The following is a 26,783-nucleotide window of genomic DNA, read 5'->3' on the forward strand; positions in this document are numbered from 1 at the left end:
GGTTGGGACGGAACCTACAATGGACAAAACATGCCTGCTAGCGACTATTGGTTCACTGCGATAATTCAACAAAATGGCAAATCATTTAAGATTTTAGGGCACTTTGCACTACGACGTTAACTTTGTACGTTTAACATCTTTTATAATTTCAGAATAAGTGAGTTGTTTATCTTTGCTTTCCCTTAAGTTTAAAAATGAAACAAAGCATATTATTTTTAGTTTGTACATTCTTCTTTATGTTTACAAACGCTCAGAATATTACGGTAGATAGCCAAAACTACACACCACAACAATTGGTAGAAAATATTTTAATAGATAGCGATTGTATAAATAACATTAACGTTACTAGCGTGGTTGGTGGAGATTTTGGAGGTATAGACCAAAGCTATGGATATTTTGATGCTACAGGCACCACTTTTCCTTTTCAAAGCGGTATTATATTAAGTACAGGAAGACTCAACAATGTTCCTGGTCCAAACGCGAGTCTCAGCGATGACAACGCAACCGATTGGGTTGGTGATGCAGATTTAGAATATGTTCTAAGCGAGTCTGGTACTATTAACGCTACTATATTAGAATTTGAATTCACCTCTGTAGCATCACAAGTAAGTTTCAACTATATTTTTGCTTCGGAAGAATATCAAGAAAACAATGCTAATACCTGTCAATTTTCAGATTTATTTGGGTTTTTAATAAGACGCTCAGGTAGTCAAGATCAATACAGTAATATCGCTATTGTACCTAACACAAACATACCTGTAAAAGTAACAACAGTGACTCCAGGAGTTCCTGGCAGTTGTCCTCCAGAAAATGAAACTTATTTTGGAAGTTTCAATGATTCTACCGCGCCAATTAATTTTAATGGTCAGACCGATGTATTAACAGCTACCGCTAATGTCATTCCGTATGAAACCTATCAAGTAAAACTGGTGATTGCGGATGAATTTAATTACAGATATGATTCTGCAGTTTTTTTAGAAGCTGGTAGTTTTGAATTATCTTCAGATATTGGACCAAATAGACTAATTGCTACGGCTAATGCACTTTGCGAAGGTGAATCTGCAATACTAAATGCTTACCAAGAAGGACCAAATGCCTACAATTGGTATAAAGATGATATTTTAGTACAATCAGATCCAGCTGGTTGTACAGATTGTGGAATTTATACAGTAACTGAAGCTGGTAATTATAAAGTTGAAGTTCTTTTAGCTGATGGTTGCATTGCCTATGGAGAAGCTACTGTAGAATATGCGCTTTTACCTGTTGTTTCAGATTCAATTCTAGTAGAATGCGACCTTAATCAAGATGGTTTAACAACTTATAATTTATTTAATGCAATTAGCGATTTAACCATTCAGAATCAAAATTTGTTTATTGATAATTTTTTCTTGTCAGAAGCAGATGCCATAAACAATTTAAATCCTATTACAAATCCTCAATCATTCGAAAATACCACGCCTTTTCAAACTGTTTTTGCAAGAGTTAAAAATACCGCTAACTGTACTGATATTGCAGCGTTAGAATTACAAACTTCAAATAACATTATTAATATTCCTGATTTAAAAGGATGTGATGGTGCTATAGTAGATGGCTTTGCTACGTTTGATTTATCTGAGATCGAAACTTCAATTCTAGACCAAATTCCAACGGATGCAATAGTAAATTATTTTGAAACAGAAGATGATGCTTTTTTTGAGACTAATCCACTATCGAGCTCTTTTGTAAATACCATAGTAAATTCGCAAACGCTTTACGTAAAAGTAAGTAGCAATAATCAATGTTTTAGTATTTCTACAGTAAACCTAAATGTGCTTTACACACCTTTATTAGAAGCAAATGAAACATTAGTTTATTGTATAAATGGCTTACAAGAACCATTAACTATTTTTGGAGGTGTACTAAATGACCTACCTAATAATTATTATTACGAATGGCAGTTTAATGGAACCACAACAGCAATAAACACTTTGTTTTATGAGGTTATAGAAGCTGGTAGTTACACTGTAATAGTAACTGACCCAAATGGTTGTTCATCTAGCAGAACAATTACTGTTTTACCATCAGCATTGGCAACTATAGAAAGTGTAAACAATGTAGGTATTACACCTAATAATGTGGTGACAATTGAAATTTCAGGTGAAGGTGATTACGAAATTGCAATAGATGATGAAGATGGTATCTATCGAGATAATTTTGAATTTACAAATATCACCCAAGGATTTCATACTATTTATATCAGAGATAAAAATGGCTGCGGAACTATTGAAGAGATTATTTCTGTATTAGGATTTCCAAAATTCTTTACTCCGAATGGAGATGATGACAATCCAATTTGGAAGGTTTCTGGCACAGAAGAACAATTTCAACAAATAACATCTATTGAAATCTATAATAGATATGGTAAATTAATATCTCAGCAAACTAATTATTTTGATGGTTGGGATGGTCAACTAGAAGGAAAACAACAACCTAGTGATGATTATTGGTATGTCGCTAATTTTATTGATGGTACAACTTATACTGGTCATTTTGCTTTGAGGCGTTAATTGGGTTGCGTTAATCTTATTCGTAACTTTGTAAAATGCGATTTAAAATTGAGTCAGAATTCAAACCTACAGGTGACCAGCCACAAGCCATAAAAAAACTTGCTAAAGGCATTACTGATAACGAAAAATACCAAACTCTTTTGGGTGTTACAGGATCTGGTAAAACCTTTACCGTTGCTAACGTTATTGAAGAAGTACAACGACCAACTTTGGTTTTGGCTCATAACAAAACTTTAGCAGCTCAACTATATTCTGAGTTTAAACAATTCTTCCCAGAAAATGCTGTGGAGTATTTTGTATCTTATTACGACTACTACCAACCTGAAGCCTATATTCCTGTTTCTGGTGTTTATATAGAAAAGGATTTATCTATAAACGAAGAAATTGAGAAAATGCGACTCAGCACAACCTCTTCCCTATTGTCAGGAAGACGTGATGTCATCGTTATCGCTTCCGTATCTTGTTTATATGGTATTGGAAATCCTGTGGAATTTCAGAAAAATGTAATTTCAATTGAACGCGATCAAGTTATTTCACGAACTAAATTACTTCATCAATTAGTACAAAGCTTGTATTCTAGAACTGAAGCTGAATTTAAAAACGGAAATTTCAGAATTAAAGGTGATACAGTTGATGTATTTCCTGGATATTCAGATAACGCTTTTAGAATTCACTTTTTTGGCGATGAAATTGAAGAAATTGAAGCCTTCGACTCTAGATCAAATGAAGTTATAGAACGTTACGACCGTCTTAATATCTATCCTGCAAATATGTTTGTGACATCTCCTGATGTATTGAATGGTGCGATTAAAGATATTCAAGATGATTTAGTTAAACAATACGATTATTTTAAAGAAATAGGAAAACATCTTGAAGCCAAACGATTAAAAGAGCGTACAGAATTCGATTTAGAGATGATTCGAGAATTGGGTTATTGCTCCGGAATTGAAAACTACTCTAGATATTTAGACGGAAGAGCCCCAGGCACAAGACCTTTCTGTTTGTTAGATTATTTTCCTGATGATTTTTTAATGGTTGTAGATGAAAGTCACGTAACAATTTCTCAAGTCCATGCCATGTATGGAGGCGACAGAAGCCGAAAGGTGAATTTGGTAGATTACGGTTTCCGTCTGCCAGCTGCAATGGATAATAGACCATTAAAGTTTGAAGAATTTGAAGCACTACAAAACCAAGTCATCTATGTTTCGGCAACACCTGCAGATTACGAAATGGAAAAAACTGATGGTGTTTATGTTGAGCAAGTTATTAGACCTACAGGTTTATTAGATCCAATTATTGAGGTACGTCCAAGCTTAAATCAGATTGATGATTTAATTGAAGAAATTCAAATCCGTGTAGAAAAAGATGAACGTACTTTAGTAACAACGCTTACAAAGAGAATGGCCGAAGAACTAACAAAATATTTAACCAGAATATCAGTAAGAACCAGATACATTCATAGTGATGTAGATACCTTAGAGCGTGTTGAAATTATGCAAGATTTAAGAAAAGGTGTTTTTGATGTTTTGGTTGGTGTAAATTTACTACGTGAAGGTTTAGATTTACCTGAAGTTTCACTAGTTGCAATATTAGATGCTGACAAGGAAGGCTTTTTACGTTCAGCACGTTCGTTAACGCAAACTGTTGGTAGAGCTGCTAGAAATTTAAATGGTAAAGCCATTATGTATGCTGATAAGATTACAAAAAGTATGCAAAAAACAATTGACGAAACGGAATATCGCAGAGAAAAACAAATAGCCTATAATACCAAACATAATTTGGTACCTACTGCTTTAAATAAGAGTTTAGATAGTGCTTTATCTAAAAATTCTGTGAGTACTTACCGAACCGAATTAGATGCACAAATAGCTGCAGAACCAGAAAGCGAATATCTATCTAAGGGAGAACTAGAAAAGAAAATTAGAGAACGACGTAAATTAATGGAACAAGCAGCAAAAGCTTTAGACTTTTTAGAAGCCGCTCGTTTTAGAGATGAAATCACAGCTTACCAAAGTAAGCTCGAAAAATTAAAGGTTTAAAAGAAAAATATATATTTTAGATTACAGTTTAATACTAATAGTGAACAGACTAATTATATTGAACTTTAAAAATATCAATTAAAAAATCTGGCGGTACTATTTTATTTGGAAAGCTATCCATTAAATCCAATACTCTATTAATAGACTCATGGCTTAATCCCATTCTTAATCCAAAGTTATGAATTTTCACTAGTTGCCTCGGAGCGACTTTATGATCTAAATTCATAAGTAATACTAATCTATGAAATTGTACAATACGTTCGCTATGAGATTTTAAATGAACATAAGTAACCGGGTGCTCAAAGAGATATTCAAAATCTGATTTAGAAATATCTAATTGTTTAGCAATACTGAATAAGAAATTATATTCAATAGATTTTATGTTTTCATCTGTTTGAGCAAAAGCTATCATCTCAGATAATAAGCTCAATTTTTCAGCGCGATTAATCATGGTCAAGGGGAATTAATTTACATTGTAAAGTTAATAAGGTTGTTTATTTTATTGTCGTTGATATAATGTATCTTGTCGAAAAATTAAATGTACTTGGTCGACAAATAATAACGTTTATCAATTCATTCATTCTATTTTAGCATGAAAATCAAGCATCTATATTTATTAATATTAGCATTTACAACAGCCACAACAATAGCACAAACCACTGCCTCTAAGCAGATTAGCAAATTTACCATTGCTGCTCCACAACTAGATACAATAAAAACTATTTGGGTCTATTTACCATTAAATTACGAAAACACACAAAAAGAATATCCTGTAATTTACATGCATGACGCTCAAAATTTATTTGATGCTGAAACCTCGTATGTTGGTGAATGGGAAATTGACGAATACATGGATACATTATCAAGCCAGCAAAGTATAATAATTGGTATTGAGCATGGCAATGAAAAACGCATTGATGAACTTACACCATATACACACAACAAACATGGTGGAGGAAAAGGTAATGACTATTTAAATTTTATAAAAAATACTTTAAAACCTCATATTGATACCACGTATAAAACAAAAACAGAAGCTGAACACACCTCAATTATTGGTTCTTCCTTAGGTGGATTAATGTCTTTTTATGCAGTAATAAAATATCCTGAAACGTTTGGAAAAGCAGGTGTTTTCTCTCCTGCTTTTTGGATAAACCCAGAGATTTTCGATTTAGTAAAAACTATTGACATACCTAAAACTTCTAAATTTTACTTTTTAGCAGGTACTGATGAAAGTGAAACTATGATTCCTAGATTAGAAGAAATGCTAAAACTATTAGAAACTAAGGGTGTGAAACAAACACAATATGAAAGTCATATTATTAATGGTGGAAAACACAACGAGAAACTTTGGTCTTCTAATTTCGCAAATGCATATCAATGGCTGAATAACAAATAATAATAACGAACTCTATTTTTCAAAAGAATAAAAAAATCTATTATGACAAATAACGACATATTTAAAAAGCTAAGAGTAGCGCACAAGCTAAGAGACGATGATATTGTAAAAATCTTAGAATTGGTAGATTTCAGAATTTCTAAAAGTGAACTGAATGCTATGTTTAGAAATGAAGACCATCCTAAATATATGGAATGTGGTGATCAGATTCTTAGAAACTTCCTTAATGGGTTAATTATTCATTTACGAGGACCGATGCCTAAGAAAGGAGAGAAAAAGAAACAAGACATAAAAAAAGGTTCTCAAAATTGAGAACCTTTTTATTTATATAAATATGTCTATAAGGTTTTAGAAACCTATTAGAAAAAATTACTTATTCAATACTTCTTGAACCTTATCAGCTGCTTCTTGGAATTCAGTTGCACTCATTACATCTAGACCAGAATTATCAATTAATTCTTTTGCGATGTCTGCATTTGTTCCTTGTAAACGTACAATGATTGGTACAGAAATGTTACCCATGTTTTTATAAGCATCAATAACACCTTGTGCAACACGATCACATCTTACAATACCACCAAAAATATTAATTAAGATTGCTTTTACAGCAGGATCTTTCAATATGATTTTAAAAGCTGCTTCTACTCTAGCTGCATCTGCAGTACCACCAACATCTAAAAAGTTAGCTGGCTCACCACCTGCTTGCTTAATTAAATCCATAGTAGCCATTGCTAAACCAGCACCATTTACCATACAACCAACGTTACCGTCTAAGTCTACATAGTTTAAACCTAAAGCACCTGCTTCAACTTCAATTGGGTTTTCTTCACGTAAGTCACGTAATTCAGCTAAGTCTCTATGTCTATATAGTGCGTTTGCATCTAAAGTTACTTTAGCATCAACTGCCATTATTTTACTATCACTAGTTTTTAAAACCGGGTTGATTTCGAATAAAGACGCATCAGACTTATCGTAAGCTGTATATAAAGCTGTAACGAATTTTGTCATTTCTTTAAAAGCAGTACCTGACAAACCTAAGTTAAAGGCTATACGACGTGCTTGAAAAGGTAATATACCAGTTGAAGGGTCTATTTCTTCATTATGTATTAATTCTGGAGTTTCCTCTGCAACAGTTTCAATGTCCATTCCTCCTTCTGTAGAATATACAATCATGTTTCTACCTGTAGCACGATTTAACAACACAGACATATAATATTCATTTGGCTCATTTTCACCTGGATAATAAACATCCTCAGCAACTAAAACTTGATGAACACGCTTACCTTCTGCAGAAGTTTGAGGCGTTACCAAATCCATTCCTATGATTTGTCCTGCAATTTCTTCAACTTCTTTAAGGTTTTTGGCTAATTTTACTCCTCCACCTTTTCCACGTCCACCTGCATGAACCTGTGCTTTTATAACATGCCATCCCGTTGCTGTTTCGGCTGTTAATTGCTTTGCTGCATCTACAGCTTCTTTAGCACTATGAGCTACAATTCCGCGTTGGATTCGTACTCCAAAACTGCTTAATAATTCTTTTCCTTGATATTCGTGTAAATTCATTTTTAATCAGAAATTTATTGGTCGAACAAAAATAAGCATACTAATAGTTTCTACCAATTGTTTTTATTATTGATTTATATCTTCTCAATTTTACGCCTCTCAATATGTTTTTAATCAATTAATCGCTTTATAGCAGAAAATGCTTTATCTACCAAATAGTCTTCAACTACTATTGTAAATTCGTTAGTAGTAGAAACCACTTCGTATAGTGTAATGTTTTCCCAAGCTAAACGCTTAAATATTTGATAGTATAAACCTACAATTTTAGAATTCCCTTTAGGTAAATAGATACTAATGGCAGACAGTTTTTCTTGCAATCCTATTTGAGTTTCATTTTTAAAAGCCTTGAGAATACTATCTTTTTCTGATGTAGAAATAATTATATTACTCTCAAACATACCACGCGTAAACGCATAGAATATTTGATGATTACTACTTATTTTATCTAGAATTTGAGAATGGCTATCTATTAAAGTTTTTGAATTCTGAAATGTAAAATCACTTAAATTAGACCGTACCGTAATATCTCCTAATTGTTCAAAAGCTTTTTTTAAACTCTTAGAATTTTCAAGATTTATAGGTTGCTGATAGCGACGTAAAGCCATCATAATCGCACCTTCTTTAACAGGTTTGCGTAACATTTTAGAAATTGGCTCATTTAAATCTTTTGCTAAAGCAGAAAAATTTATAATCTGACGAGACAAACCTTCTTCTAAAAAAGGACTTGCTACAATAATCTCTTGAACACAAGAAGCAATGGTTTTCATTTTGTTAATTATTTAACATTATGTGTAAAAATAGGAATATTTTTATATTTTCATGTTTATTATAAGGATTCATTCTATTTTCGACACTTCAAATAAATTGAACTTTAAGAATTTAAAAAAACATGAAAGAGAATACCTTATTAAAAATTGCTAAAGATTTTGGAAGCCCTGTGTATGTTTATGATGCTGAAAAAATTGAATTTCAATATAAACGATTAACAAAAGCATTTGGTAAGGTTAAACAATTAAGATTAAACTATGCTGTAAAGGCATTGTCTAATATATCTATTTTAAAATTGTTTAATAAATTAGGTTCTGGAATCGATACCGTTTCAATACAAGAAGTTCAATTGGGTATTAAAGCTGGTTTTAAACCAGAAAATATCATATTTACTCCAAATGGTGTGTCCCTTGAAGAAATTGAGAAAGCCGCTAAATTAGGGGTTCAGATTAATATAGATAACCTTTCCATTTTAGAACAATTTGGAACTAAACATCCTAAAATACCAGTTTGCATTCGTATTAACCCTCATGTTATGGCTGGCGGAAATACTAATATCTCTGTTGGACATATTGATAGTAAATTCGGAATTTCCATTCATCAGATTCCACTTTTACTTCGTATTGTAGAGAATACAAAAATGAATATTAACGGTATTCACATGCACACAGGAAGTGATATTTTAGATATTGATGTGTTTTTATATGCAAGTGAAATTCTATTTGATACGGCTAAAAACTTTAAAAACCTTGAATTCATAGATTTCGGTTCTGGTTTTAAAGTACCATACAAAGCAGGCGATATCGAAACTAATATTGAAGAGTTAGGCGAAAAACTATCGAAGCGTTTTAACGAATTTTGTAAAGACTATGGTAAAGATTTGACTTTAGCATTTGAACCAGGAAAATTCTTGGTAAGTGAAGCTGGTGTGTTTTTAGCAAAGGTAAATGTAGTTAAGCAAACGACCTCAACTGTTTTTGCCTCAATAGACTCTGGTTTCAATCATTTAATTAGACCAATGCTATATGGTTCTCAGCACGATATTGTAAACATCTCTAACCCAAAAGGACGCGAACGCTTTTATTCTGTAGTTGGTTACATTTGCGAAACTGATACGTTTGCAAATAATAGACGAATCTCAGAAATAAAGGAAGGTGACATTCTTTGTTTTAAAAATGCTGGCGCTTATTGCTACTCTATGGCCAGTAACTATAACTCTAGATACAGACCTGCCGAAGTTTTACTGTATAAAGGAAAGGCTCATTTAATTAGAAAGCGCGAAGTTTTTGAAGATATATTACATAATCAGGTAGAAGTAAATTTCTAATTTAAGACTGATTTATAGCAACTACGTTAATCTTTTAATTGATTGAAGTACGTATAGTATTTGATTACATTTACTTTTGAATGCATCTAAAAGATACTATTATGACACAAATTGCGCCTAAAATTATCCGACAAATATTCGTTTTACTATTAATCTTACTGATAGGAAGTTTAATTTTTAGTGAAATGTTACCTTATTTGAGCGGTGTTTTAGGCGCAATTACATTTTATATTCTACTAAGGAAACCAATGAGACACTTAGTTAATCGGTACAAATGGAAATCTAGTTTAGCTGCATTAACATTAATGTTAGGTTCTTTTGTAATAGTTATGGTACCTCTTACTGGCTTTGGAATTATGCTTGGTAACAAAATTTCTGATGTTGCTGGTAATAGTGAAAAAGTGATTGATGCTTTTAAAGACCAAGTAGGGAAAATAAAATTTAAGACAGGTATTGATATCAACTCTCAAGTAGATACAGAATCTATAACCTCTTGGCTATCTGACGGTGCACAAAGCATGGCTGGCAATACATTTAACTTATTTATTGCAATTGGCTTAATGTATTTTATGCTTTATTTTATGTTAACTAACCGACAAGAATTAAGACAGTCATTGAGAGATTATATTCCTATGGATAATGATAATATCAACGAAATAGGGCATGAAGTACAAACGATGGTAAAATCTAACGCAATAGGTATACCTCTAGTTGCAGTAGCCCAAGGTCTTATCGCTTTAATTGGTTTTTTAATTTTTGGTATTGAAGAGCCTTTATTTTGGTTTGTAATTGTTACAATTGGATCTATGATTCCGTTTGTTGGTACGTTAGTTGGGATTTTACCTTTATTTATTTTAGCCCTATCTTCTGGTGATTCTTTTCAAGCTTGGGGAATTTTAATCTATGGTTTTGTTGTAGTAGGTTCAACCGACAACCTAATACGACTGCTAGTCTTAAAGAAACTAGACAATGTTCATCCACTGGTAACACTAATTGGTGTAATTGTTGGTGTTCCTCTTTTTGGATTTATAGGATTAATTTTTGGGCCATTACTAGTAAGTATGTTTATGGCTTTGGTAAAAATCTATAAAGTTGAATATGGAAAACCAAGGAATACTGAAACAAATAGTTTTTAATTAAGTGTGTTTTATTCAGTTTTCATTAGAGGTGAGTTTAACCAATAATCTGTTATATCTGCATTGTTTAAAGGCGCATTTCTAAGTGACTCTCCTTTTTTTATATATTTCAATTTAGAGTTATATTCACTATTTAGAAATACACGCTGAACAAAAAGCTCTCTAAATTGATAACCTTCTACTTTAGATTTCCCCATACCAAAGCCAATCTCGTCTTTATAATTTTTAAATTTTAAACTAAACAACGCTAGATTTGAGACGTTTTGTTGGTTTAGGAAATCGGAATCTTCCCTTTTAAACTTCAATTCTATGGTTTTGCCATTAATGGCATTTATCTTTAGTATCGTTAATTTCTTATCATTAAAAGAAATTTTAATATTATTTAATTTTTCAATTGATTTTAAATCTATTGGTCTATTAAATTCAATATATAAACTACTATTTTCTTTATTGTAATAATAATTTTCAACTTGTAATGCATCATTTTCTGTAATAAAAAAATTGTTATTAAAAGTTATATAGTTAAGATACATTTTACCATTTTCTCTTTGGTTATATTCAACATCTAACGTAAATATTAATTTTCTCGGACTATTAGAATACAAATTATACTCAAATTGATGTATAGCAAAATCAGACCTAGCGATATAAATATAGCCTGTTGCATTATAAGCAAAACCAGTAATTTCTTTCTTTGCTACAAAAGCTATTTTGTATAGTTCTTCATCATCCAAATAAACAATACCCTTATTTTTAAAACTGTGATTTTTAATAAAATCTTTTTCAAAAATATAAACAAAAGAAAAGCTACCTGTATTAAAGTTCCTTATTGGATTATGTATATTTAATAAAGTTAACTCATTACCAATACCACTTCCCATTTTGCCATCTTTAATTTGTTTTGCTCCATTATAGATAGAATTACTTATTAAAGAATCTTGTTTAAAATCTGTATTTAATTTATAACTATATAATGACGTGGCATTTAATGAGTCACTAATTTTATGACTTGTAAACCCTTGATCAAAAACCTCAACAATTCCTTCATTTAAATTAATATATTCTTCATCTGCAAATTGATAATCTCTATAATATGCTATATATGAAAAAGGATCAACTGGATAATTAATTTTAATATTTTCAATAGCCTTCTTTACTATTTGTCTTGTAGATAATTCTTTAGTTTTTTCAACACTTAATACGACCTCACTAAGCGCTTCTGTTTTAGGAAATAGATAAATAATATGATAAGGCTTTGAGGTTAATAAGCTCAAGTCTACTTTTTTCGAATAATAACCTATACAACTGATATTAAGTGTCTCACTGTCTTTTTTATAGTGAATTGGTATTCTAAAATCACCAAGAATATTAGCAATTGTACCATTATTACTCTTAGTAAATTTAATTGTAGCGTAAGCAACAGGTTGGCTTGATTCTGAATTTACAATTCTGAATAACAACTCATTCTTCTCTTGGGCAGAAAATTTTGACCAACTCAATGTTACAAAAATGATAGAGAGAAAGAAGAAACGCATAAATTAGTTTTAAGTCTTAAATATAAAACCTCATTTTAACTTCATCGCTAAAGTTATCTACTTTATAATTTATTGAATTTACTTTTTTACAATAATTATTTACATTATCAATTGAGCTTAACCCAAAATTGAAAAATTATGTTAGGTCTTTATTATGAATTATTCATTTTCTAATTCAGCGATATAAGAATCTATATTCGCTTTTTGCTTAGCAGGCAATTCTGACTCTTTGATATCTGTATAAGTTTTTAAAGTATCGTATAGAATCTTAGCCACTATATATCTTGCTGTTGGTTTATCATCAGCTGGAATATTGAACCATGGTGCATGTTCTTTTGAAGTTCTGTTTAAAGCGTCTTCATAATAGGTTTGATAATCCTCCCAACATTTGCGTTCATCTAAATCATCTGGAGAGAATTTCCAGTTTTTTTCTGGTTTATTTAATCTTCGAAGTAATCTGTTTTTTTGTTCATCTTTAGAGATATTCAAGAAAAATTTAAAAACGATAGTTCCATTATCTGCAATATGTTTTTCAAAATTATTGATTTCGTTGAATCGTCTGTCCCAAAAATCAGCATTAATATCATCCAAACTATTTACGTTTGGCATATTCTCATACATTAGATATTCCGGATGCACTCTTGTAACTAGTACATTTTCGTAATGCGTTCTGTTGAATATTCCAAATTTCCCTCTCGCAGGCAATGCGTTAACATGTCTCCAAAGGTAATCATGTTTTAACTCTAAATCCGTTGGTTTCTTAAAACTATGCGCTACAATTCCTCTAACGTTAAACTCTTTAAAAACTTCACGTATTAAACTGTCTTTACCTGCTGTATCCATACCTTGTATACACATTAAAACAGCATATTTACCGTGTGCATACATTTTGTTTTGAATGTCTGCTAAATTCTCGCTTACGGTACGCAATTCGCGTTCAATTTTCTTTTTATTTATACCTAAATCAATAAATGTTGGTAAATCTTTTATTTCAATTTGAGATGAGATTTTAAAATCTTCAATTTTGATATCTTTCATATGTCTATTTAATCATTGAAATATAATGAAGATTTATAGCTTTTGCAATAAACGTCTCTCATAACTGATTAAATTAGGCATTTTTAAACCGTTATATATAGCAAAAAAAAAGGCTGACACTAGGTCAGCCTTTTCACGATTAATAGAAATCAATCCTAGTTTACAATAATATATATCTTTAATTATTAAAAATTACTTTCTGTGCTTTAGAGACATTTGCGCCTTCAATTTTAGTGATAAATACTCCAGAAGATAAATTGCTAAATTCAATATTTTGAGTACTCGTATTTGTCTCTAAGTTTATAGAAGAAATTAATCGACCTTGAATATCGTAAAGAGAAATTTTAGCATCCATATCTAATAATCCTTTTAATACTAATACCTGAGAATTAGGGTTATTATAGAGTACTAATTCGGTTTGCTTTACGGTTTCTAAAGACAATGCATTACTTACAATATTTAAATAAAAACGACCTGTTCCGCTCAAATTAGAATTCGGTGTAATTACGTAATAAGATGTTGTTAATAAAGTTGTTGTATTTAACTGCGTATCTTGTAAATAAACTTGCGTACCAGATGGCAGCGTTGATTCGTCTATATTAAAAATTAAAGCTTCACCTGCATTTGCATGCACACCTAAAGGAATAGTAACATTAGCTAAATCAGCATCATTAAGAGACTGAATTGCCATAGGTTTTCCTTCATTATTTTCTACTAAATTAGAGTATAAAGAAAAACTTGGTGTCTCATTATTCCATATTGTAGAATCATAGCCATGATCTAATCCTAAAGTAGAATTAGCATTAAAATAAAAATCAGTATGATATGAATTACTAAATGTACTCGCTTTTAACTTTAGGAAAGTTAATGGAGCAGAACTACTTCTTCCTGCAATAAAATCATCTGAACTTCCAGTACTTCGCATTAGAGGTGTAAATGTCATATTTCCTAACTCATTGGGATCCGTTGCTACAAAGAAACCTTGTCCTGGTGCAATTAAAGTGGACGCTGTTGTATTGGCTAGGTTGTAAATCACCCATCCATCATGTGCTGTTCCATCATATCCATAAATTCCGAAATAAAACCCACTATTCATAGCTTCGATGTTACTGGTCTCGTTAAAAAACTCTTGTACACTAATATAAGATGGATAAGGATTACCTATTAGATTCCAAACATCTCCATTTGAAACCACTGGCACAGTTACTGTTGATGTTTCTACATTACCAGTAAATGTATAAGTTCCATTGTCTGTAGAACCGGTTCTATAACCAACACCCGCATCTAATGTTGACGAATCATCACTTGACCCATAATTTATATAGCTAAATGAGTTAGTATCAAAGGGGCCAAATAAAAATGCTGGACTTCCTCCTATTGTACCAGAAAGTATATTAGAATTAGCGGCTCTAAAATCACCAAATGTTTGACCAGTTAATGGCGCACTAATTAAATCGTTAGAAGCTGTAGCGTTTCCAGAAGATGCTGCTTCGTTAACATGTCTTTGATAAACAACATCACCGATTATAGAACCATCTAAAATTAAACTTGAATAACTTGTAGACATAGATTCTAAAAGAACTTTACAGTTCGCCGTTAAATCTGCTGTTGTGTCAATTAAAAGACCTGCACCAGCTTCAACCTTTACATTATTAGCTTCTGCATTTGCAGTTGCAATAGTCATTGTAACTCCATTAGGTATAATTACATTATCTGTAGCTGTTGGCACACCAATTGGAAACCAATTTTCTGACACATCCCAATCACTGCCTACAGCTGTTTTTGTAAGTCGCTCAGATACTACTGTAAAATATGCACCATCCTCAAAATTAATACCTGCTGGTAACTCCCAATTTGTACCATTTAATGTCAATGGTATCTCTGTTGCTCCTATTGTAAAATCTGCATCACTAAGTTTAATTATTAAACTTAAATTTGTAATACTTGAAGGTAATTTACTTGTTAAGGTACTACTATAATCTGGAATTGAAAGAAATACTGTACCAACAGAACCTGTCTCATCTATACGCCAAACTCTATCTAATATTTGCTTATCGCAAGATTCAGAATCATATGAAGACCATTGAATAGCGTCATCATTATTTCCCCATGTCATAAAACTTAAATCAGCTGCATGCTCAGTATTTCTTGTTGAATAATCTGTGTTTGACGCATCAAAATCATTATCTAGTGCAAACGCAATTAATGCATCAGCATTTCTAGATTTTGAAACACGTTGATCTAACCCTGTTTTTGTATCTAAACCAATGCCTGCAATATTGTTATTATAACCACTATTTTCAGTAGCATCCCAAGAGATATCTCCTGTTGCTCCATCCCAATTACTAGCATAATAGCTTGTTGGAGTAATGGCTTGGTTTAGTGTAATACCATATTTTAAGGCTAAGTAAGATTCTATAGTTTCAATTTTAGAAGCTTCTAATGTAACATTCTCAAAATATATGATTTCTGAAATATCACCAGAATAATACATGTTATTTCCTCCGGAATCAAAGCTAGTTGCCTCAGAACCATCACCGACATAACCATAACGTCTATTAGAACTATTTAAAGAGACATCTGTTAAATCTGCACTAATTTCTTCGGTTCCGTTTAATCTTATTGAAGTTTCATTAACTTCTGTTGTATCAAAAACATAACCTCCAAGTTGTGGTATTCCTGTATTGGTAACAGTTGTTCCTTTTACATCAACTATATCTGAATTTGTTGGGTGGTAAGAGAAACCTAAAGTACCATCACCTCCAACAGAAGTATTAAACCAATCACTTCTATCAAAATCTAAGAATCCCCAATTTCTATTATCGTAAGTATTGTTATTGGTAGATACATCTGAAAACGTTGTTGAATAAACCGTCCATACATAAACTTGATTTAAATTATCTGTACTCGAATAGTTTAAATTTTCTATTGGTAATCTATCATTTGTTCCATCAAACGTAAACGTTGGATTGTAATTCATTAAGTTAGCATTTGAAGGACGACTTGCTGTACTTGATTGTGATAAGTTATAATTATTAGCTGCTTGATTAGAAATAGTTGATACACTTCCACTAGCTTCATCAACACCTGCATCTGCTTTATACCATAATTTAGACCCGAAAACACCTCCTGGAGTAACCGGATTTTTTTCTATAAAAGTTATATAATCACCATCAGTAATATTTAACGAGATATAAAAATGAGTATCATCTTCATTTAATGTATATCTTATATCACCTCCATCAAAAACATCATCAGTACTTACTATTAAATCAACATCGTCACTATTAAAATTAGATTTAGGTACTGCTAAATAAACGTCACCAGTTTCACCAACTTCTTGAAAATACCAATGTCTATCTATTATATATTCGTCATTAGCTAGATCAAAATCAACTGCTTCAAAATCATCATCATTATGACCAAATAATAAGGATGAACCTAATGGTAAATCTGTTCTTGCCGCATCATTATTTAAAGATGAAAAGTCATTATTAGAAGCAATTATTAATTGATCGTTATTGTTAGATTGACCAACCTTTTGATTTATTGAACCAACACTGCTATCATTTATAACACCAGCAACATCATTCCAATAGGTTATGTTATCCCAGATTACAGTATTAGATGAATTTACATAACTGCCAATACTTTGGTTTAGTGTTATTCCATATTTTACGGCTAAATAAGATTCTATTTTATGAATTTCTTCAGCTGTTAAACTATTTTCTTCATATAAAATTATTTCAGCTATTTCACCATCATAATTAAAACCATTTGTAGTTCCGTTTTCTATTCCAGCTTCTGAGCCATCACCTACAAAACCGTATCTATCATTATTAGCTAAAATAGAACTCGAAGTATTATCACCAGAATAATCTACATTACCATCTAATCGCATTACAGATTCATTAGTTTCATCGCTGTTAAAAATGAACGTTCCTATATGTGCTGAATTATCATTAGATGCTGTTGTAGCCACTAAATCATGAGTTTCACCAGATTGATAAGACATAGCCAACCTACCATCTCCATGTACATAGAAATTATAAGTTTCACTTCTATCAAAATCAATAAAAGACCAGTTACCAGAATAACTTGTAGAATTAAAATCGGTCTTATAAATAACAAATCCGTATAGCTTATTAATGGACTGACCTGCTGTATAATTTAAATTAGAAATTGCAAAACGGTCATCCGAACCATCAAAGGTAAATGTGCTATTAAAGTTAATTGCACTACTTTGAGTTGGTTTAGCATTAGAAGTTGACTGATAAAGTTGGTTATTCAGTCCACTATCATCTGACCAATTTAAGGTACCAGAATCACTGACACCAAAATCACCTCTCACCCACATTGACATATCGGTTTTACCAACACCTCCAGGTGATTGCGAAAAAATTATTAAACTGTAACTTGCAAACAAGGCACAGAATAGTAAGGATTTAAAATTCATAACATTAGGGGTTTTTGATTTACTTAAATTTTTAATTAAGGGTTTGCATAAATAATAAGCGTTTACTTTAACCTTTAATCTGATAATTATAGCCCAAAGATACTTGTGATAAGGAGGTGAATTTCATTAATTCGGTGAACCATCTTTGAGATATGACGAATAACTTTTAAGTGTCGACGAATGGATTTAACCATATTTCAAGGTCATCCACACGATACACACAGGATACTAACCATAAACATTTCAACCCAAATTATGGGCATATGTAGATGCTTAATAACATGCAAACGTTACTCTACTAATTGTATTTATGAAGTAATTTTAGACGCAACGCTAAATAGGTATTTAGCGGCTCTAGTTAGGAAAAATATATTCAATAAAACAAGTTGCAATCAGATAATTACGTCTTGTCTAAACTTAAATTTTAAGACTATTTTTTAAACAAAAGAATAAGGGTTTGACTATCACAATATTTAGGGGCATTACTATTAAACTAAGGGTTAAATACAATAGTAATATACACTTTATCGAACAAAACAAACGTTTTATCGCGATTTATTATCACTCAAAAGATAGCTTGAAGCATTAATTGACAGAACGTCAAAACTATAGCTTATAATTTATTTAGAAGCAAAAGCTTTTACATCGCTCTCGCTTACCTCTTTTTCCCCTAAAATAATTAAACGTTCTACAACATTACGTAACTCTCTAATGTTACCTGTCCAATCGTAGTTTTGAAGTAGTTTTATCGCTTTTGCTGAAAAGGATTTTTTAGCGTTACCCTGTTCATTAGATATCTTTTCTGCGAAGTAGTTAATTAATAACGGAATATCTTCACGTCTTTCGTTAAGAGCTGGAACCTCGATTAAAATAACAGCTAATCTGTGGTATAAATCTTCTCTAAAATTACCATCTGCAATTTCCTTTTTAAGATTTTTATTTGTCGCAGCAACCACTCTAACATTTACTTTGATATCCTTATCACTTCCTACACGCTGAATTCTACTTTCTTGCAAAGCACGTAATACTTTGGCTTGTGCAGACAAACTCATATCTCCAATTTCATCTAAAAAAATTGTTCCTCCATTTGCCGCTTCAAACTTACCAGCTCTGTCTTTTGCTGCAGATGTAAATGCACCTTTAACGTGTCCGAATAATTCACTTTCTATAAGTTCACTCGGAATCGCAGCACAATTCACCTCAATCATTGGTCCTTTAGAACGCTCACTTTTTTGATGTAACCAATGTGCTACAAGTTCTTTACCTGTTCCGTTTGGACCAGTAATTAAAACACGAGCGTCAGTTTGTGCTACTTTATCAATCATATCTTTTATACGAGCAATGCCATCGCTCTCACCTATCATCTCATAGTTCTTGCTGACTTTCTTTTTTAGTCTTTTATTTTCAACAACAAGTTCTTTACTATCTAAAGCAATACGTACTGTATTTAATAGTCTATTTAAATCTGGCGGCTTAGATATATAATCAAAAGCACCCAAACGCATCGTATTTACAGCTGTATCTAAATCGCCATGTCCAGAAATCATAACCATTGGAGTTTCTGGTTTTATCTTTTTTACAGCTTCTAAAACTTCTACACCATCCATTTTTGGCATTTTAATATCGCATAGAACTAAATCATAATCATCTTTTTTAATCTTTTCAATTCCTACCAAACCATCTTCTGCTTCTTCTACTTGGTAGGTATCATTTTCTTCAGAAAGTATTTTAACTAATACTCTTCGGATTGCAGCTTCATCTTCTATTATTAATATTTTCGGCATAATTATATTTTAAATTTTATTCCACTTCTAAAATAGAAAGCGTTTAAATCATTTAGTTTATAGACATTATCTCTATTATCATCTCTTAAATGATTACTAAGTAAAAACGTGTAACCAATATAAGAATAAGCAATTAAATGTTTTGTAAAACAATATTCGTACCCAAGTCCTCCTAAAGCCACAGAAAGTGATATATTATCTGCAACTTGCTCATTCACAGTTATAGGTTGTTGAATATTTGCAAAGTAACCATCAAGTCCGGCAAATGTTTGAAGTATACTCTTTTCATTAAAAAAGTATTTTACATTAGATTTTGGGACGCCAATACTATAAGACCATTTTTCATTAACACGTCTAAAATAACTTACAAAAGGTAATGGAAATGGAACACCTGTTGTAGAATTATAAGTAAGACCCAAAACCAAACGATAAGGCTTATCTATATCCTTTGCATCTCTTCTGTCTTTTATTGCAAAAACACCACCATTCAAAAACATATCGTCAGTGGTTAATTTACTTGTTAAGGTAGACGCTATTCTTGGTGTAATTTGTATACCTAATCGCCATTTCTCACTAGTTTTAAAAGTATAACCCAAACTAAAATCTATAACATGTAATTTTTTTAATTGATGCGTGTTAAATGAGTATTCATCTTCGAGATTAAGTAAAATTCTGTTATACTCTCCACCAATTATTAAGTAATCCTTGTTTTTGATTTTTATTGGATAATTTAATGAAGCTCTTAACCTTGTGTATTGATCCTCTGATTTACTACTGGGAATAAATGAATACTCTAAACGTGCTAAATCCGTTAACTGAGCTTGCGCCAAATGAATACAACCTAGTGTTAGTAGAACTAGCAGTGTATAACATTTTGATAAGCGTAAAATCATAAAACTAATTTATTACTTTCTAATAATATGAATATCGCGTTGCGGAAACGGAATAGCAACATTATTTTCTCTAAAAAGGCGGTCAATCTCAAAGCGTATTTCGCTTTTAGGAAACTGCGCTTTAAAACTATCTGATAATGTAAAGACAAGTTTAAAATCTAAAGAACTTTCTCCAAAATTAGTAAAAACAACTGATGGTTCTGGTTCTGAAAGAACGCTATCATTAGTACTTGCGGCTTGTAAAAGTAACTTCCTTACTAATTGAACATCACTTCCGTAGGCTACACCAACTTCAACATTCTCTCGTGTAGTTGAACCATTTTGCGTCCAATTATAAAGACTATTTTCTAAATATAAATGATTAGGAATTACCAAAACCTTATTATCAATAGTTACTGCTCTTGTAGTTCTTAGTTTTATTTCTTCTACTCGCCCAACTTTACCATCAATTTCAATAATATCCCCAACGTGTACCGTTTGATCTATTAAAATAAAAACACCCGAAATAATATCTTGAAATAACGTTTGTAATGCTAAACCAATACCAATTAATAGTGCTGCAGATGCCGCAAAAACAGCTGTAACATTTACACCAACATTATGTAGTGTAATTAAGAATATAATGAGATAAATTACCCATCTAAAGTAGCCATAGACCACATTAAATTTACCTTTATCCTCAGTTGGAAGATTTCTTGTTATTATTTTTAAAACAATTCTTAATACAACTGATGTTAAAAATATAACAGTAATAATGATTATAATATCTAGAATTGAAATACTGATATCTTCACCAATATCCATGTGAAGCCCTAAGAAATTTTTAGTTGACTCCCATATACCACTATTAGTAATAGTCTCTTCAATATGATCTAAATCTTGAATCATTAATTAATATTTCAACCATTTAAATATTTCCTTATAAGTTGGTTTTTTACCATACATTAAAATACCTACTCTATAGATTTTTGCTGCAAACCAAACGGCTAAAATAAAGGTACCTATTAGTAACAATAAAGATAAACCTTGCTGCCAAAGCGGTACACCAAACGGAATACGCATTAACATCACTACAGGAGACGTTAATGGTATAAATGAAAATACTGTTGAAACTGTTCCATGAGGATCTTCAATTACCGTAAATACACCTACATATACAGCCAAAATTAACGGCATTAAAATTGGCAACATAAATTGCTGTGTATCTGTTTCATTATCAACGGCCGCTCCAATAGCAGCATACAATGAACTATACAATAAATAGCCACCTATAAAGAAAAACATAAAGGCTATAATTAAATTAGTCATTGGTAAATTACCAATTGCAGTAATTAAATTCTCTGCCATCGCTTGTGCTCCTTCTGCTTGTATGGCTTGATTCACCATTTCTTGTTGTGGAGTTTTAACTTGTGTTAAATCAATTCCGAAAATTGTAGAAACAATCATCATTAATACACCTCCTAAAATCACCCAAATAACAAATTGCGTAATACCAGCTAAAGAAGTTCCTATAATTTTCCCCATCATTAACTGAATAGGCTTTACTGATGAAATAATGACCTCAATAATCCTACTTGTCTTTTCTTCAATAACACTACGCATAATCATGTTACCATAAATAATGATAAACATAAAAAGCAAATAACCTGCTGCACCACCAAACGCAAGTTTCACAACATTATCTATTTTAGAACTCTTTTCACCTTCAAAACTTTCTTGTTCAATTTCTATATTCGTTTTAGAAGCTTCAATTTGAGCAATGGTAACACCATCTTTTTGAAGTTTCATTTCCCTTAAGCGCTTTTCAATTTTTTGCTCTAAACCAGACATTATGCTTAATGATGGTGAATCTTCAGAATAAAACTTAACATTATCGGCAAACACATCTAGAGAATCTACTTTAGATATATGTAATAATCCGTAATCATTTTTCTCTTTAACCAAAGCAATAGCATCGTCAAACGCTAAGCCGCTTAAGTTAGTATAAGTTGTATTATCTGTATTTTGAAACACATCTTTTAAATAACCTGTTTCATCTAAAATTGAAATTGTTCGTTGCTTGTCATTATTCAACTGAGACAAATAAGCAACAACAGCAATTAGAGCAATCATTATCAATGGACTCAAAAAGGTCATTATTACAAATGACTTGTTCTTCACTTTTGTGAAATACTCTCGCTTTATAATTAATGGTAAATGATTCATCTTTAATTATTTTTAATAGTTTGAATAAAAATATCGCTAGCCGAAGGAATAACTTCTACAAAGTGATGCACTTCTGCTTTGGATGTTAAAAATGAAAGCAAATCGTTTGGCGAGGTATGATCACCAAGTTTTATATTCAACTTAATATCATCATTTAAGTTTTTAAAAGTTGCCGGAAGTACTTCAAATTTATCTTGAATTTCAGCAAACACTCTATCTTTATCTAAAGATTCTAATCCTACTTGGAAGGTATTCGTTTTATTTTGACGTTTAATATCATTTAACTTTCCGTCTAAAATTTTGTTAGATTTATGAATTAAGGCAATATGATCACACAACTCCTCTACAGATTCCATTCGGTGTGTAGAAAAAATAACGGTTGCGCCTTCTTCCCTTAATTGTAAAATTTCATCTTTTATTAAGTTGGCATTTATAGGGTCAAAGCCTGAAAATGGTTCATCAAAAATTAATAATTTAGGCTGATGTAATACCGTAACTATAAATTGAATTTTTTGGGCCTGCCCTTTACTTAACTCCTGTATTTTCTTATTCCACCAATCGCCAATTTCTAACTTTTCGAACCAGTATTTTAAACGTTTCCGAGCCTCAGTTTTACTCAAGCCTTTTAATTGCGCTAAGTATAAACACTGTTCTCCAACCTTCATGGATTTATATAAACCTCGCTCTTCTGGCAAATAACCAATATCTCTAATATGTTCTGCTTTTAATGGCTGACCATCTAAGTGTACAGTACCAGAATCTGGCATTGTAATTTGGTTAATAATACGTATTAACGTGGTTTTACCTGCACCATTTGGACCAAGCAAACCAAAGATGCTACCTTTTGGTACAGCGATAGATACTTCATTAAGTGCTTTAAATTTTCCGAAGTTTTTAGATACGGAATTAGCAACTAATAAGTCATTCATAAAAACTTTGTTTTAGGGTTAGGATATGACGTAAAGATATTAAATGTTCTAGATTATGAATAATTAAAGCTTACTATTTGTTTGAAATTTAAAAATTCTATATTTCAATAAAAGTATGGATTGAAATATACTACAAATTGTGGTTTGTTGATTAAAAAACAGTGCTTTATCTATGTAATATTTAAAAACTAATCTAAAAACAAAACCCACCCTTATGGTTAGACAAGGATGGGAAAAAATTGCTATGAAAAAGAAAAATTATCGCTAATTAGCATTAGCGATAATTCAAATATACTCTTTTTTCTTAAAATTAACAGCTTTATGAAAACATATCTTTTACTTTTTCAAAAAAAGATTTGTCAGAACTTTCAGGTTTAGGTTCAAAATGTTCATCTTCCTTCATACTTTCAAAAAACGCTTTTTGTTTTTTACTTAAAGTCTTTGGTGTCCAAACATTTACATGCACTAACAAATCACCTTTACCGTAACCATTAATACTTGGAATTCCTTTACCTCTTAATCTTAAAATCTTACCAGATTGTACGCCTGGTTCTATTTTAATTCTCACTTTTCCTGTAACTGTATCAATTTCTTTTGAGTTTCCTAAAACAGCATCTGGCAAGCTAACATACATATCATAATGTAAATTATCACCTTCTCTTTTTAAGGTTGCATGCTCTTCTTCTTGTATAGCTACCAAAAGATCACCTGCAATTCCATTTCCTGGGGCATCGTTTCCTTTACCAGTAACTTTTAACTGCATTCCATCTACAACACCTGCTGGTATTTTTACGGTTACAGTTTCTTCTGCAACTTTTAAACCTTGCGCATCTGCATCTGATGGTTTTTTATCGATAGTCTGACCTGCTCCTCCACAAGTAGGACAAGCTGCAGAAGTCTGCATACGTCCTAAAATTGTATTAGTAACACGTGTTACTTGGCCAGCTCCATTACATGTACTACATGTTTTATAAGTAGTACCTGGTGCTTGGATTTTACGTTTTACTTTTATCTTCTTTTCTACACCATTAGCAATGTCTTCTAATGATAGCGTTACACGAATACGTAAGTTGCTTCCTTTTACAACACGTTGTCTGCCGCCTCCACCGAAGCCACTGAATCCGCCTCCACCTCCAAAGCCACCTCCGAAAATATCTCCGAATTGACTAAAGATGTCGTCCATATTCATTCCGCCTCCACCGAAGCCTCCACCACCATTACCATCAAAGGCTTGGTGACCAAACTGATCGTAACGAGCTTTTTTATCTGCATTACTTAGAATTTCATAAGCTTCAGCGGCTTTTTTAAACTTCTCCTCAGCTTCTGTGTTATCCGGATTTTTGTCAGGATGATACTTTAAAGCCATCTTACGATATGCTTTTTTTATTTCTGCCTCAGTAGCACCTTTACTAATTCCTAATACTTCGTAATAATCTTCTTTCATCAACTTTATATTCTTCGTTTCACTAAAATCGAAACTCGTATTCTAATTTTATTGTCCAATAACTACTTTAGGAAAACGAATCACTTTATCTCCCAATTTATAACCAGGTTCAATAACATCGATTACTTTTCCTTTTAAATCGTCTGTTGGTGCTGGTATTTGCGTAATCGCTTCGTGATTATCTGCATTGAAAGTATCACCTTGTCTTACCTCAATTTTAGACAACCCTTTTTGCTCTAACGTATTTACTAATTTATTGTAAATTAATAATACACCTTTTCTTAATTCTTCAGCCTCTTTGTCATCTTCAATATGCGTTAAAGCACGTTCAAAATCATCTAAAACTGGTAACATAGAAACCATTACATCTTGGCTAGCTGTTTTAAATAATTCTATACGCTCTTTTGTTGTTCGCTTTTTATAATTTTCAAATTCCGCGAACAAACGCATAAATTTATCCTTCTCAGCAACCAATTGATCTTGTAATTGCTCTTCTAGAGACCTTTCATCTTGTGCTTCTACCTCTGCTTCTGCAGTTGTTGTAGCTTGATCCTCAACTTGTGGATCTTCAACCTTTGTGTTTTTATCTTTTTTACTCATTTTGAGTTCTTTTTAAATCTTTGATTTAGAATTGGCAAAAGTACTGCCATTATTATAAAAATGTCAAAATGTCATTAACATTTTTTTATCATTCTCTAATCTATCTATTACCTATCTTTGTTTTTTAAAACAAACACTAAATAACACTGACATGAAAACCAAAATTTTTAAAATTTTCACCTTAGCTGCTTTTATCACATTTGCAAGTTGTGGAGACAAAGCAAAAGAAGCTGAAACTAAAAGTGCTGAAGAAGCAGCGATTGCAGAAGTAACAGCCGTTACTTACAATGTAAATACAACTGATTCTAATATTGAATGGAAAGGTTTTAAACCGACAGGTTCTCATAATGGAACAATAGCTATAAAAGAAGGAAACTTAAGTGTAAACGATGGCGTTATTGAAAGCGGAAATTTTGTAATTGACATGACTAGCATTGTAGTTACAGATATACCTGCAGAAGATGAAGGTAATGGTAAATTAACTGGACATCTTAAAAATGCTGACTTTTTTAATGTTGAAGCACACCCAACTGCAACTTTCGAGGTTACTGGTTTAGAAACTGTTAAAGGTAAAACTATGCTTTCTGGAAACTTAACAATTAAAGAAAAGACAAATAACATAAGCTTTCCAGTTACAACTAAAGTAAATGACAACGATGTAACTTTAACAAGCGAAACATTTACAATTGACCGTTCTAAATGGAATATTGAATATGGTTCTAAATCATTTTTTGATAATTTAGGAGATAAATTTATCAATGATGATATTGAAATGAAAGTTTCATTAAAAGCTACTAAAGCTTGATTAAAACTAAATAGTAGTTTAAAGGCAGTCATTTAATATGGCTGCTTTTTTTTGTGATAATAACTTGAAAATTTGAAATAGTAATCAATGATACTACATAAATATAAATTTAATAGCAGCAATCATACCTATAAAACCAAGAAAGGCAATTAACACCCAAATGGTACCTTTATAGTATTTTTTATGAAGTTGAAGATCTTTACGGTATTGATAACCTACAATTATAACAAAGGCTATAAAAAATAATATTCCAAAAATCAATTGACCGTTACTAAACATCTTCTTATTTTTATGCAAAAATAGGAATTAAACCAAC

The 26,783-nt window shown here is 31.6% G+C and carries 22 protein-coding genes; 8 read left to right on the forward strand and 14 right to left on the reverse strand.

From position 1 onward, the window contains the following. The 3 genes from Q0807_RS18915 to uvrB all read left to right on the forward strand — a co-directional run. A partial coding sequence (locus Q0807_RS18915; protein ID WP_367180235.1) for a T9SS type B sorting domain-containing protein occupies positions 1-120 on the forward strand: 120 nt, incomplete at its 5' end. Positions 121-194: 74 nt separating this feature from the next. Next, entirely contained in the window at positions 195-2,546 is a 2,352-nt protein-coding gene (locus Q0807_RS02730) for a T9SS type B sorting domain-containing protein (protein ID WP_299106122.1), read from the forward strand. Positions 2,547-2,581: 35 nt separating this feature from the next. Further along, positions 2,582-4,585 carry an excinuclease ABC subunit UvrB gene (gene uvrB / locus Q0807_RS02735; protein WP_299106124.1) on the forward strand — a complete coding sequence of 668 codons (2,004 nt, stop codon included), beginning with the start codon at positions 2,582-2,584 and terminating at the stop codon, positions 4,583-4,585. A gap of 49 nt (positions 4,586-4,634) precedes the next feature. Here the strand turns inward: uvrB and Q0807_RS02740 are convergent, their stop codons facing one another. Further along, a complete protein-coding gene (locus Q0807_RS02740; protein ID WP_299106126.1) occupies positions 4,635-5,036 on the reverse strand; it encodes a TerB family tellurite resistance protein in 402 nt (133 codons plus the stop codon). Positions 5,037-5,177: 141 nt separating this feature from the next. Between Q0807_RS02740 and Q0807_RS02745 the strand changes: the two genes are divergently transcribed. Further along, a complete protein-coding gene (locus tag Q0807_RS02745; protein ID WP_299106128.1) occupies positions 5,178-5,984 on the forward strand; it encodes an alpha/beta hydrolase-fold protein in 807 nt (268 codons plus the stop codon). Between the two features lie 42 nt (positions 5,985-6,026). Further along, entirely contained in the window at positions 6,027-6,296 is a 270-nt protein-coding gene (locus Q0807_RS02750) for a DUF1456 family protein (protein WP_299106131.1), read from the forward strand. A gap of 57 nt (positions 6,297-6,353) precedes the next feature. Here Q0807_RS02750 and sucC read toward each other — a convergent pair whose 3' ends face one another. After that, positions 6,354-7,547 carry an ADP-forming succinate--CoA ligase subunit beta gene (sucC, locus tag Q0807_RS02755; RefSeq protein WP_299106134.1) on the reverse strand — a complete coding sequence of 398 codons (1,194 nt, stop codon included), beginning with the start codon at positions 7,545-7,547 and terminating at the stop codon, positions 6,354-6,356. A 110-nt stretch (positions 7,548-7,657) separates the two neighbouring features. After that, complete coding sequence (locus Q0807_RS02760) at positions 7,658-8,314, reverse strand: hypothetical protein (RefSeq protein WP_299106136.1); 657 nt, start codon at positions 8,312-8,314, stop codon at positions 7,658-7,660. Positions 8,315-8,436: 122 nt separating this feature from the next. On the opposite strand from Q0807_RS02760, the gene lysA reads away from it, so the two are divergent. After that, positions 8,437-9,642, forward strand: a complete 1,206-nt coding sequence (gene lysA, locus Q0807_RS02765; RefSeq protein ID WP_299106139.1) for a diaminopimelate decarboxylase — start codon at positions 8,437-8,439, stop codon at positions 9,640-9,642. Positions 9,643-9,743: 101 nt separating this feature from the next. Then, on the forward strand, positions 9,744-10,778 hold the full coding sequence (locus Q0807_RS02770; protein WP_299106141.1) for an AI-2E family transporter: 1,035 nt from the start codon (positions 9,744-9,746) through the stop codon (positions 10,776-10,778). Between the two features lie 11 nt (positions 10,779-10,789). On the opposite strand, the gene Q0807_RS02775 is transcribed toward Q0807_RS02770, so the two are convergent. The 10 genes from Q0807_RS02775 to Q0807_RS02820 all read right to left on the reverse strand — a co-directional run bounded on the left by Q0807_RS02775 (position 10,790) and on the right by Q0807_RS02820 (position 25,662). Continuing rightward, positions 10,790-12,277 (reverse strand): carboxypeptidase-like regulatory domain-containing protein, encoded by a 1,488-nt coding sequence (locus tag Q0807_RS02775; protein WP_299106143.1) that lies wholly within the window; start codon positions 12,275-12,277, stop codon positions 10,790-10,792. Positions 12,278-12,472: 195 nt separating this feature from the next. After that, entirely contained in the window at positions 12,473-13,351 is an 879-nt protein-coding gene (locus tag Q0807_RS02780) for a PPK2 family polyphosphate kinase (RefSeq protein ID WP_299106145.1), read from the reverse strand. Positions 13,352-13,529: 178 nt separating this feature from the next. Continuing rightward, positions 13,530-17,807 (reverse strand): T9SS type A sorting domain-containing protein, encoded by a 4,278-nt coding sequence (locus Q0807_RS02785; RefSeq protein WP_299106147.1) that lies wholly within the window; start codon positions 17,805-17,807, stop codon positions 13,530-13,532. A gap of 620 nt (positions 17,808-18,427) precedes the next feature. Beyond that, positions 18,428-19,591, reverse strand: coding sequence for a sigma-54 dependent transcriptional regulator (locus Q0807_RS02790; RefSeq protein ID WP_299106149.1), 1,164 nt, complete (start codon positions 19,589-19,591; stop codon positions 18,428-18,430). Between the two features lie 2 nt (positions 19,592-19,593). Beyond that, positions 19,594-20,484 carry a DUF6268 family outer membrane beta-barrel protein gene (locus tag Q0807_RS02795; RefSeq protein WP_299106151.1) on the reverse strand — a complete coding sequence of 297 codons (891 nt, stop codon included), beginning with the start codon at positions 20,482-20,484 and terminating at the stop codon, positions 19,594-19,596. A gap of 12 nt (positions 20,485-20,496) precedes the next feature. Further along, positions 20,497-21,372: a mechanosensitive ion channel family protein gene (locus Q0807_RS02800; RefSeq protein WP_299106153.1), complete on the reverse strand. Its 876-nt coding sequence runs from the start codon at positions 21,370-21,372 to the stop codon at positions 20,497-20,499. 3 nt (positions 21,373-21,375) lie between these two features. Continuing rightward, on the reverse strand, positions 21,376-22,689 hold the full coding sequence (locus Q0807_RS02805) for an ABC transporter permease (RefSeq protein ID WP_299106155.1): 1,314 nt from the start codon (positions 22,687-22,689) through the stop codon (positions 21,376-21,378). A 2-nt stretch (positions 22,690-22,691) separates the two neighbouring features. Then, entirely contained in the window at positions 22,692-23,618 is a 927-nt protein-coding gene (locus Q0807_RS02810; RefSeq protein ID WP_299106157.1) for an ABC transporter ATP-binding protein, read from the reverse strand. A 319-nt stretch (positions 23,619-23,937) separates the two neighbouring features. After that, positions 23,938-25,062, reverse strand: coding sequence for a molecular chaperone DnaJ (gene dnaJ / locus Q0807_RS02815; protein WP_299106159.1), 1,125 nt, complete (start codon positions 25,060-25,062; stop codon positions 23,938-23,940). 48 nt (positions 25,063-25,110) lie between these two features. Further along, entirely contained in the window at positions 25,111-25,662 is a 552-nt protein-coding gene (locus Q0807_RS02820) for a nucleotide exchange factor GrpE (protein ID WP_299106161.1), read from the reverse strand. A 151-nt stretch (positions 25,663-25,813) separates the two neighbouring features. On the opposite strand from Q0807_RS02820, the gene Q0807_RS02825 reads away from it, so the two are divergent. Then, positions 25,814-26,467, forward strand: a complete 654-nt coding sequence (locus tag Q0807_RS02825; RefSeq protein WP_299106163.1) for a YceI family protein — start codon at positions 25,814-25,816, stop codon at positions 26,465-26,467. A 93-nt stretch (positions 26,468-26,560) separates the two neighbouring features. On the opposite strand, the gene Q0807_RS02830 is transcribed toward Q0807_RS02825, so the two are convergent. Continuing rightward, positions 26,561-26,746, reverse strand: a complete 186-nt coding sequence (locus tag Q0807_RS02830; protein WP_299106165.1) for a hypothetical protein — start codon at positions 26,744-26,746, stop codon at positions 26,561-26,563. Between the last annotated feature and the right edge of the window lie 37 nt (positions 26,747-26,783).

The organism is uncultured Winogradskyella sp. (assembly GCF_947495255.1).
Classification (GTDB): Bacteria; Bacteroidota; Bacteroidia; order Flavobacteriales; family Flavobacteriaceae; genus Winogradskyella.

Bases quoted from the DNA above. Each gene is read 5' to 3' on its own strand.
- Q0807_RS02730 (WP_299106122.1), top strand. From the start codon at position 195: ATGAAACAAAGCATATTATTTTTAGTTTGTACATTCTTCTTTATGTTT.
- uvrB (WP_299106124.1), top strand. From the start codon at position 2,582: ATGCGATTTAAAATTGAGTCAGAATTCAAACCTACAGGTGACCAGCCA.
- Q0807_RS02740 (WP_299106126.1), bottom strand. From the start codon at position 5,036: ATGATTAATCGCGCTGAAAAATTGAGCTTATTATCTGAGATGATAGCT.
- Q0807_RS02745 (WP_299106128.1), top strand. From the start codon at position 5,178: ATGAAAATCAAGCATCTATATTTATTAATATTAGCATTTACAACAGCC.
- Q0807_RS02750 (WP_299106131.1), top strand. From the start codon at position 6,027: ATGACAAATAACGACATATTTAAAAAGCTAAGAGTAGCGCACAAGCTA.
- sucC (WP_299106134.1), bottom strand. From the start codon at position 7,547: ATGAATTTACACGAATATCAAGGAAAAGAATTATTAAGCAGTTTTGGA.
- Q0807_RS02760 (WP_299106136.1), bottom strand. From the start codon at position 8,314: ATGAAAACCATTGCTTCTTGTGTTCAAGAGATTATTGTAGCAAGTCCT.
- lysA (WP_299106139.1), top strand. From the start codon at position 8,437: ATGAAAGAGAATACCTTATTAAAAATTGCTAAAGATTTTGGAAGCCCT.
- Q0807_RS02770 (WP_299106141.1), top strand. From the start codon at position 9,744: ATGACACAAATTGCGCCTAAAATTATCCGACAAATATTCGTTTTACTA.
- Q0807_RS02780 (WP_299106145.1), bottom strand. From the start codon at position 13,351: ATGAAAGATATCAAAATTGAAGATTTTAAAATCTCATCTCAAATTGAA.
- Q0807_RS02785 (WP_299106147.1), bottom strand. From the start codon at position 17,807: ATGAATTTTAAATCCTTACTATTCTGTGCCTTGTTTGCAAGTTACAGT.
- Q0807_RS02790 (WP_299106149.1), bottom strand. From the start codon at position 19,591: ATGCCGAAAATATTAATAATAGAAGATGAAGCTGCAATCCGAAGAGTA.
- Q0807_RS02795 (WP_299106151.1), bottom strand. From the start codon at position 20,484: ATGATTTTACGCTTATCAAAATGTTATACACTGCTAGTTCTACTAACA.
- Q0807_RS02800 (WP_299106153.1), bottom strand. From the start codon at position 21,372: ATGATTCAAGATTTAGATCATATTGAAGAGACTATTACTAATAGTGGT.
- Q0807_RS02805 (WP_299106155.1), bottom strand. From the start codon at position 22,689: ATGAATCATTTACCATTAATTATAAAGCGAGAGTATTTCACAAAAGTG.
- Q0807_RS02810 (WP_299106157.1), bottom strand. From the start codon at position 23,618: ATGAATGACTTATTAGTTGCTAATTCCGTATCTAAAAACTTCGGAAAA.
- dnaJ (WP_299106159.1), bottom strand. From the start codon at position 25,062: ATGAAAGAAGATTATTACGAAGTATTAGGAATTAGTAAAGGTGCTACT.
- Q0807_RS02820 (WP_299106161.1), bottom strand. From the start codon at position 25,662: ATGAGTAAAAAAGATAAAAACACAAAGGTTGAAGATCCACAAGTTGAG.
- Q0807_RS02825 (WP_299106163.1), top strand. From the start codon at position 25,814: ATGAAAACCAAAATTTTTAAAATTTTCACCTTAGCTGCTTTTATCACA.
- Q0807_RS02830 (WP_299106165.1), bottom strand. From the start codon at position 26,746: ATGTTTAGTAACGGTCAATTGATTTTTGGAATATTATTTTTTATAGCC.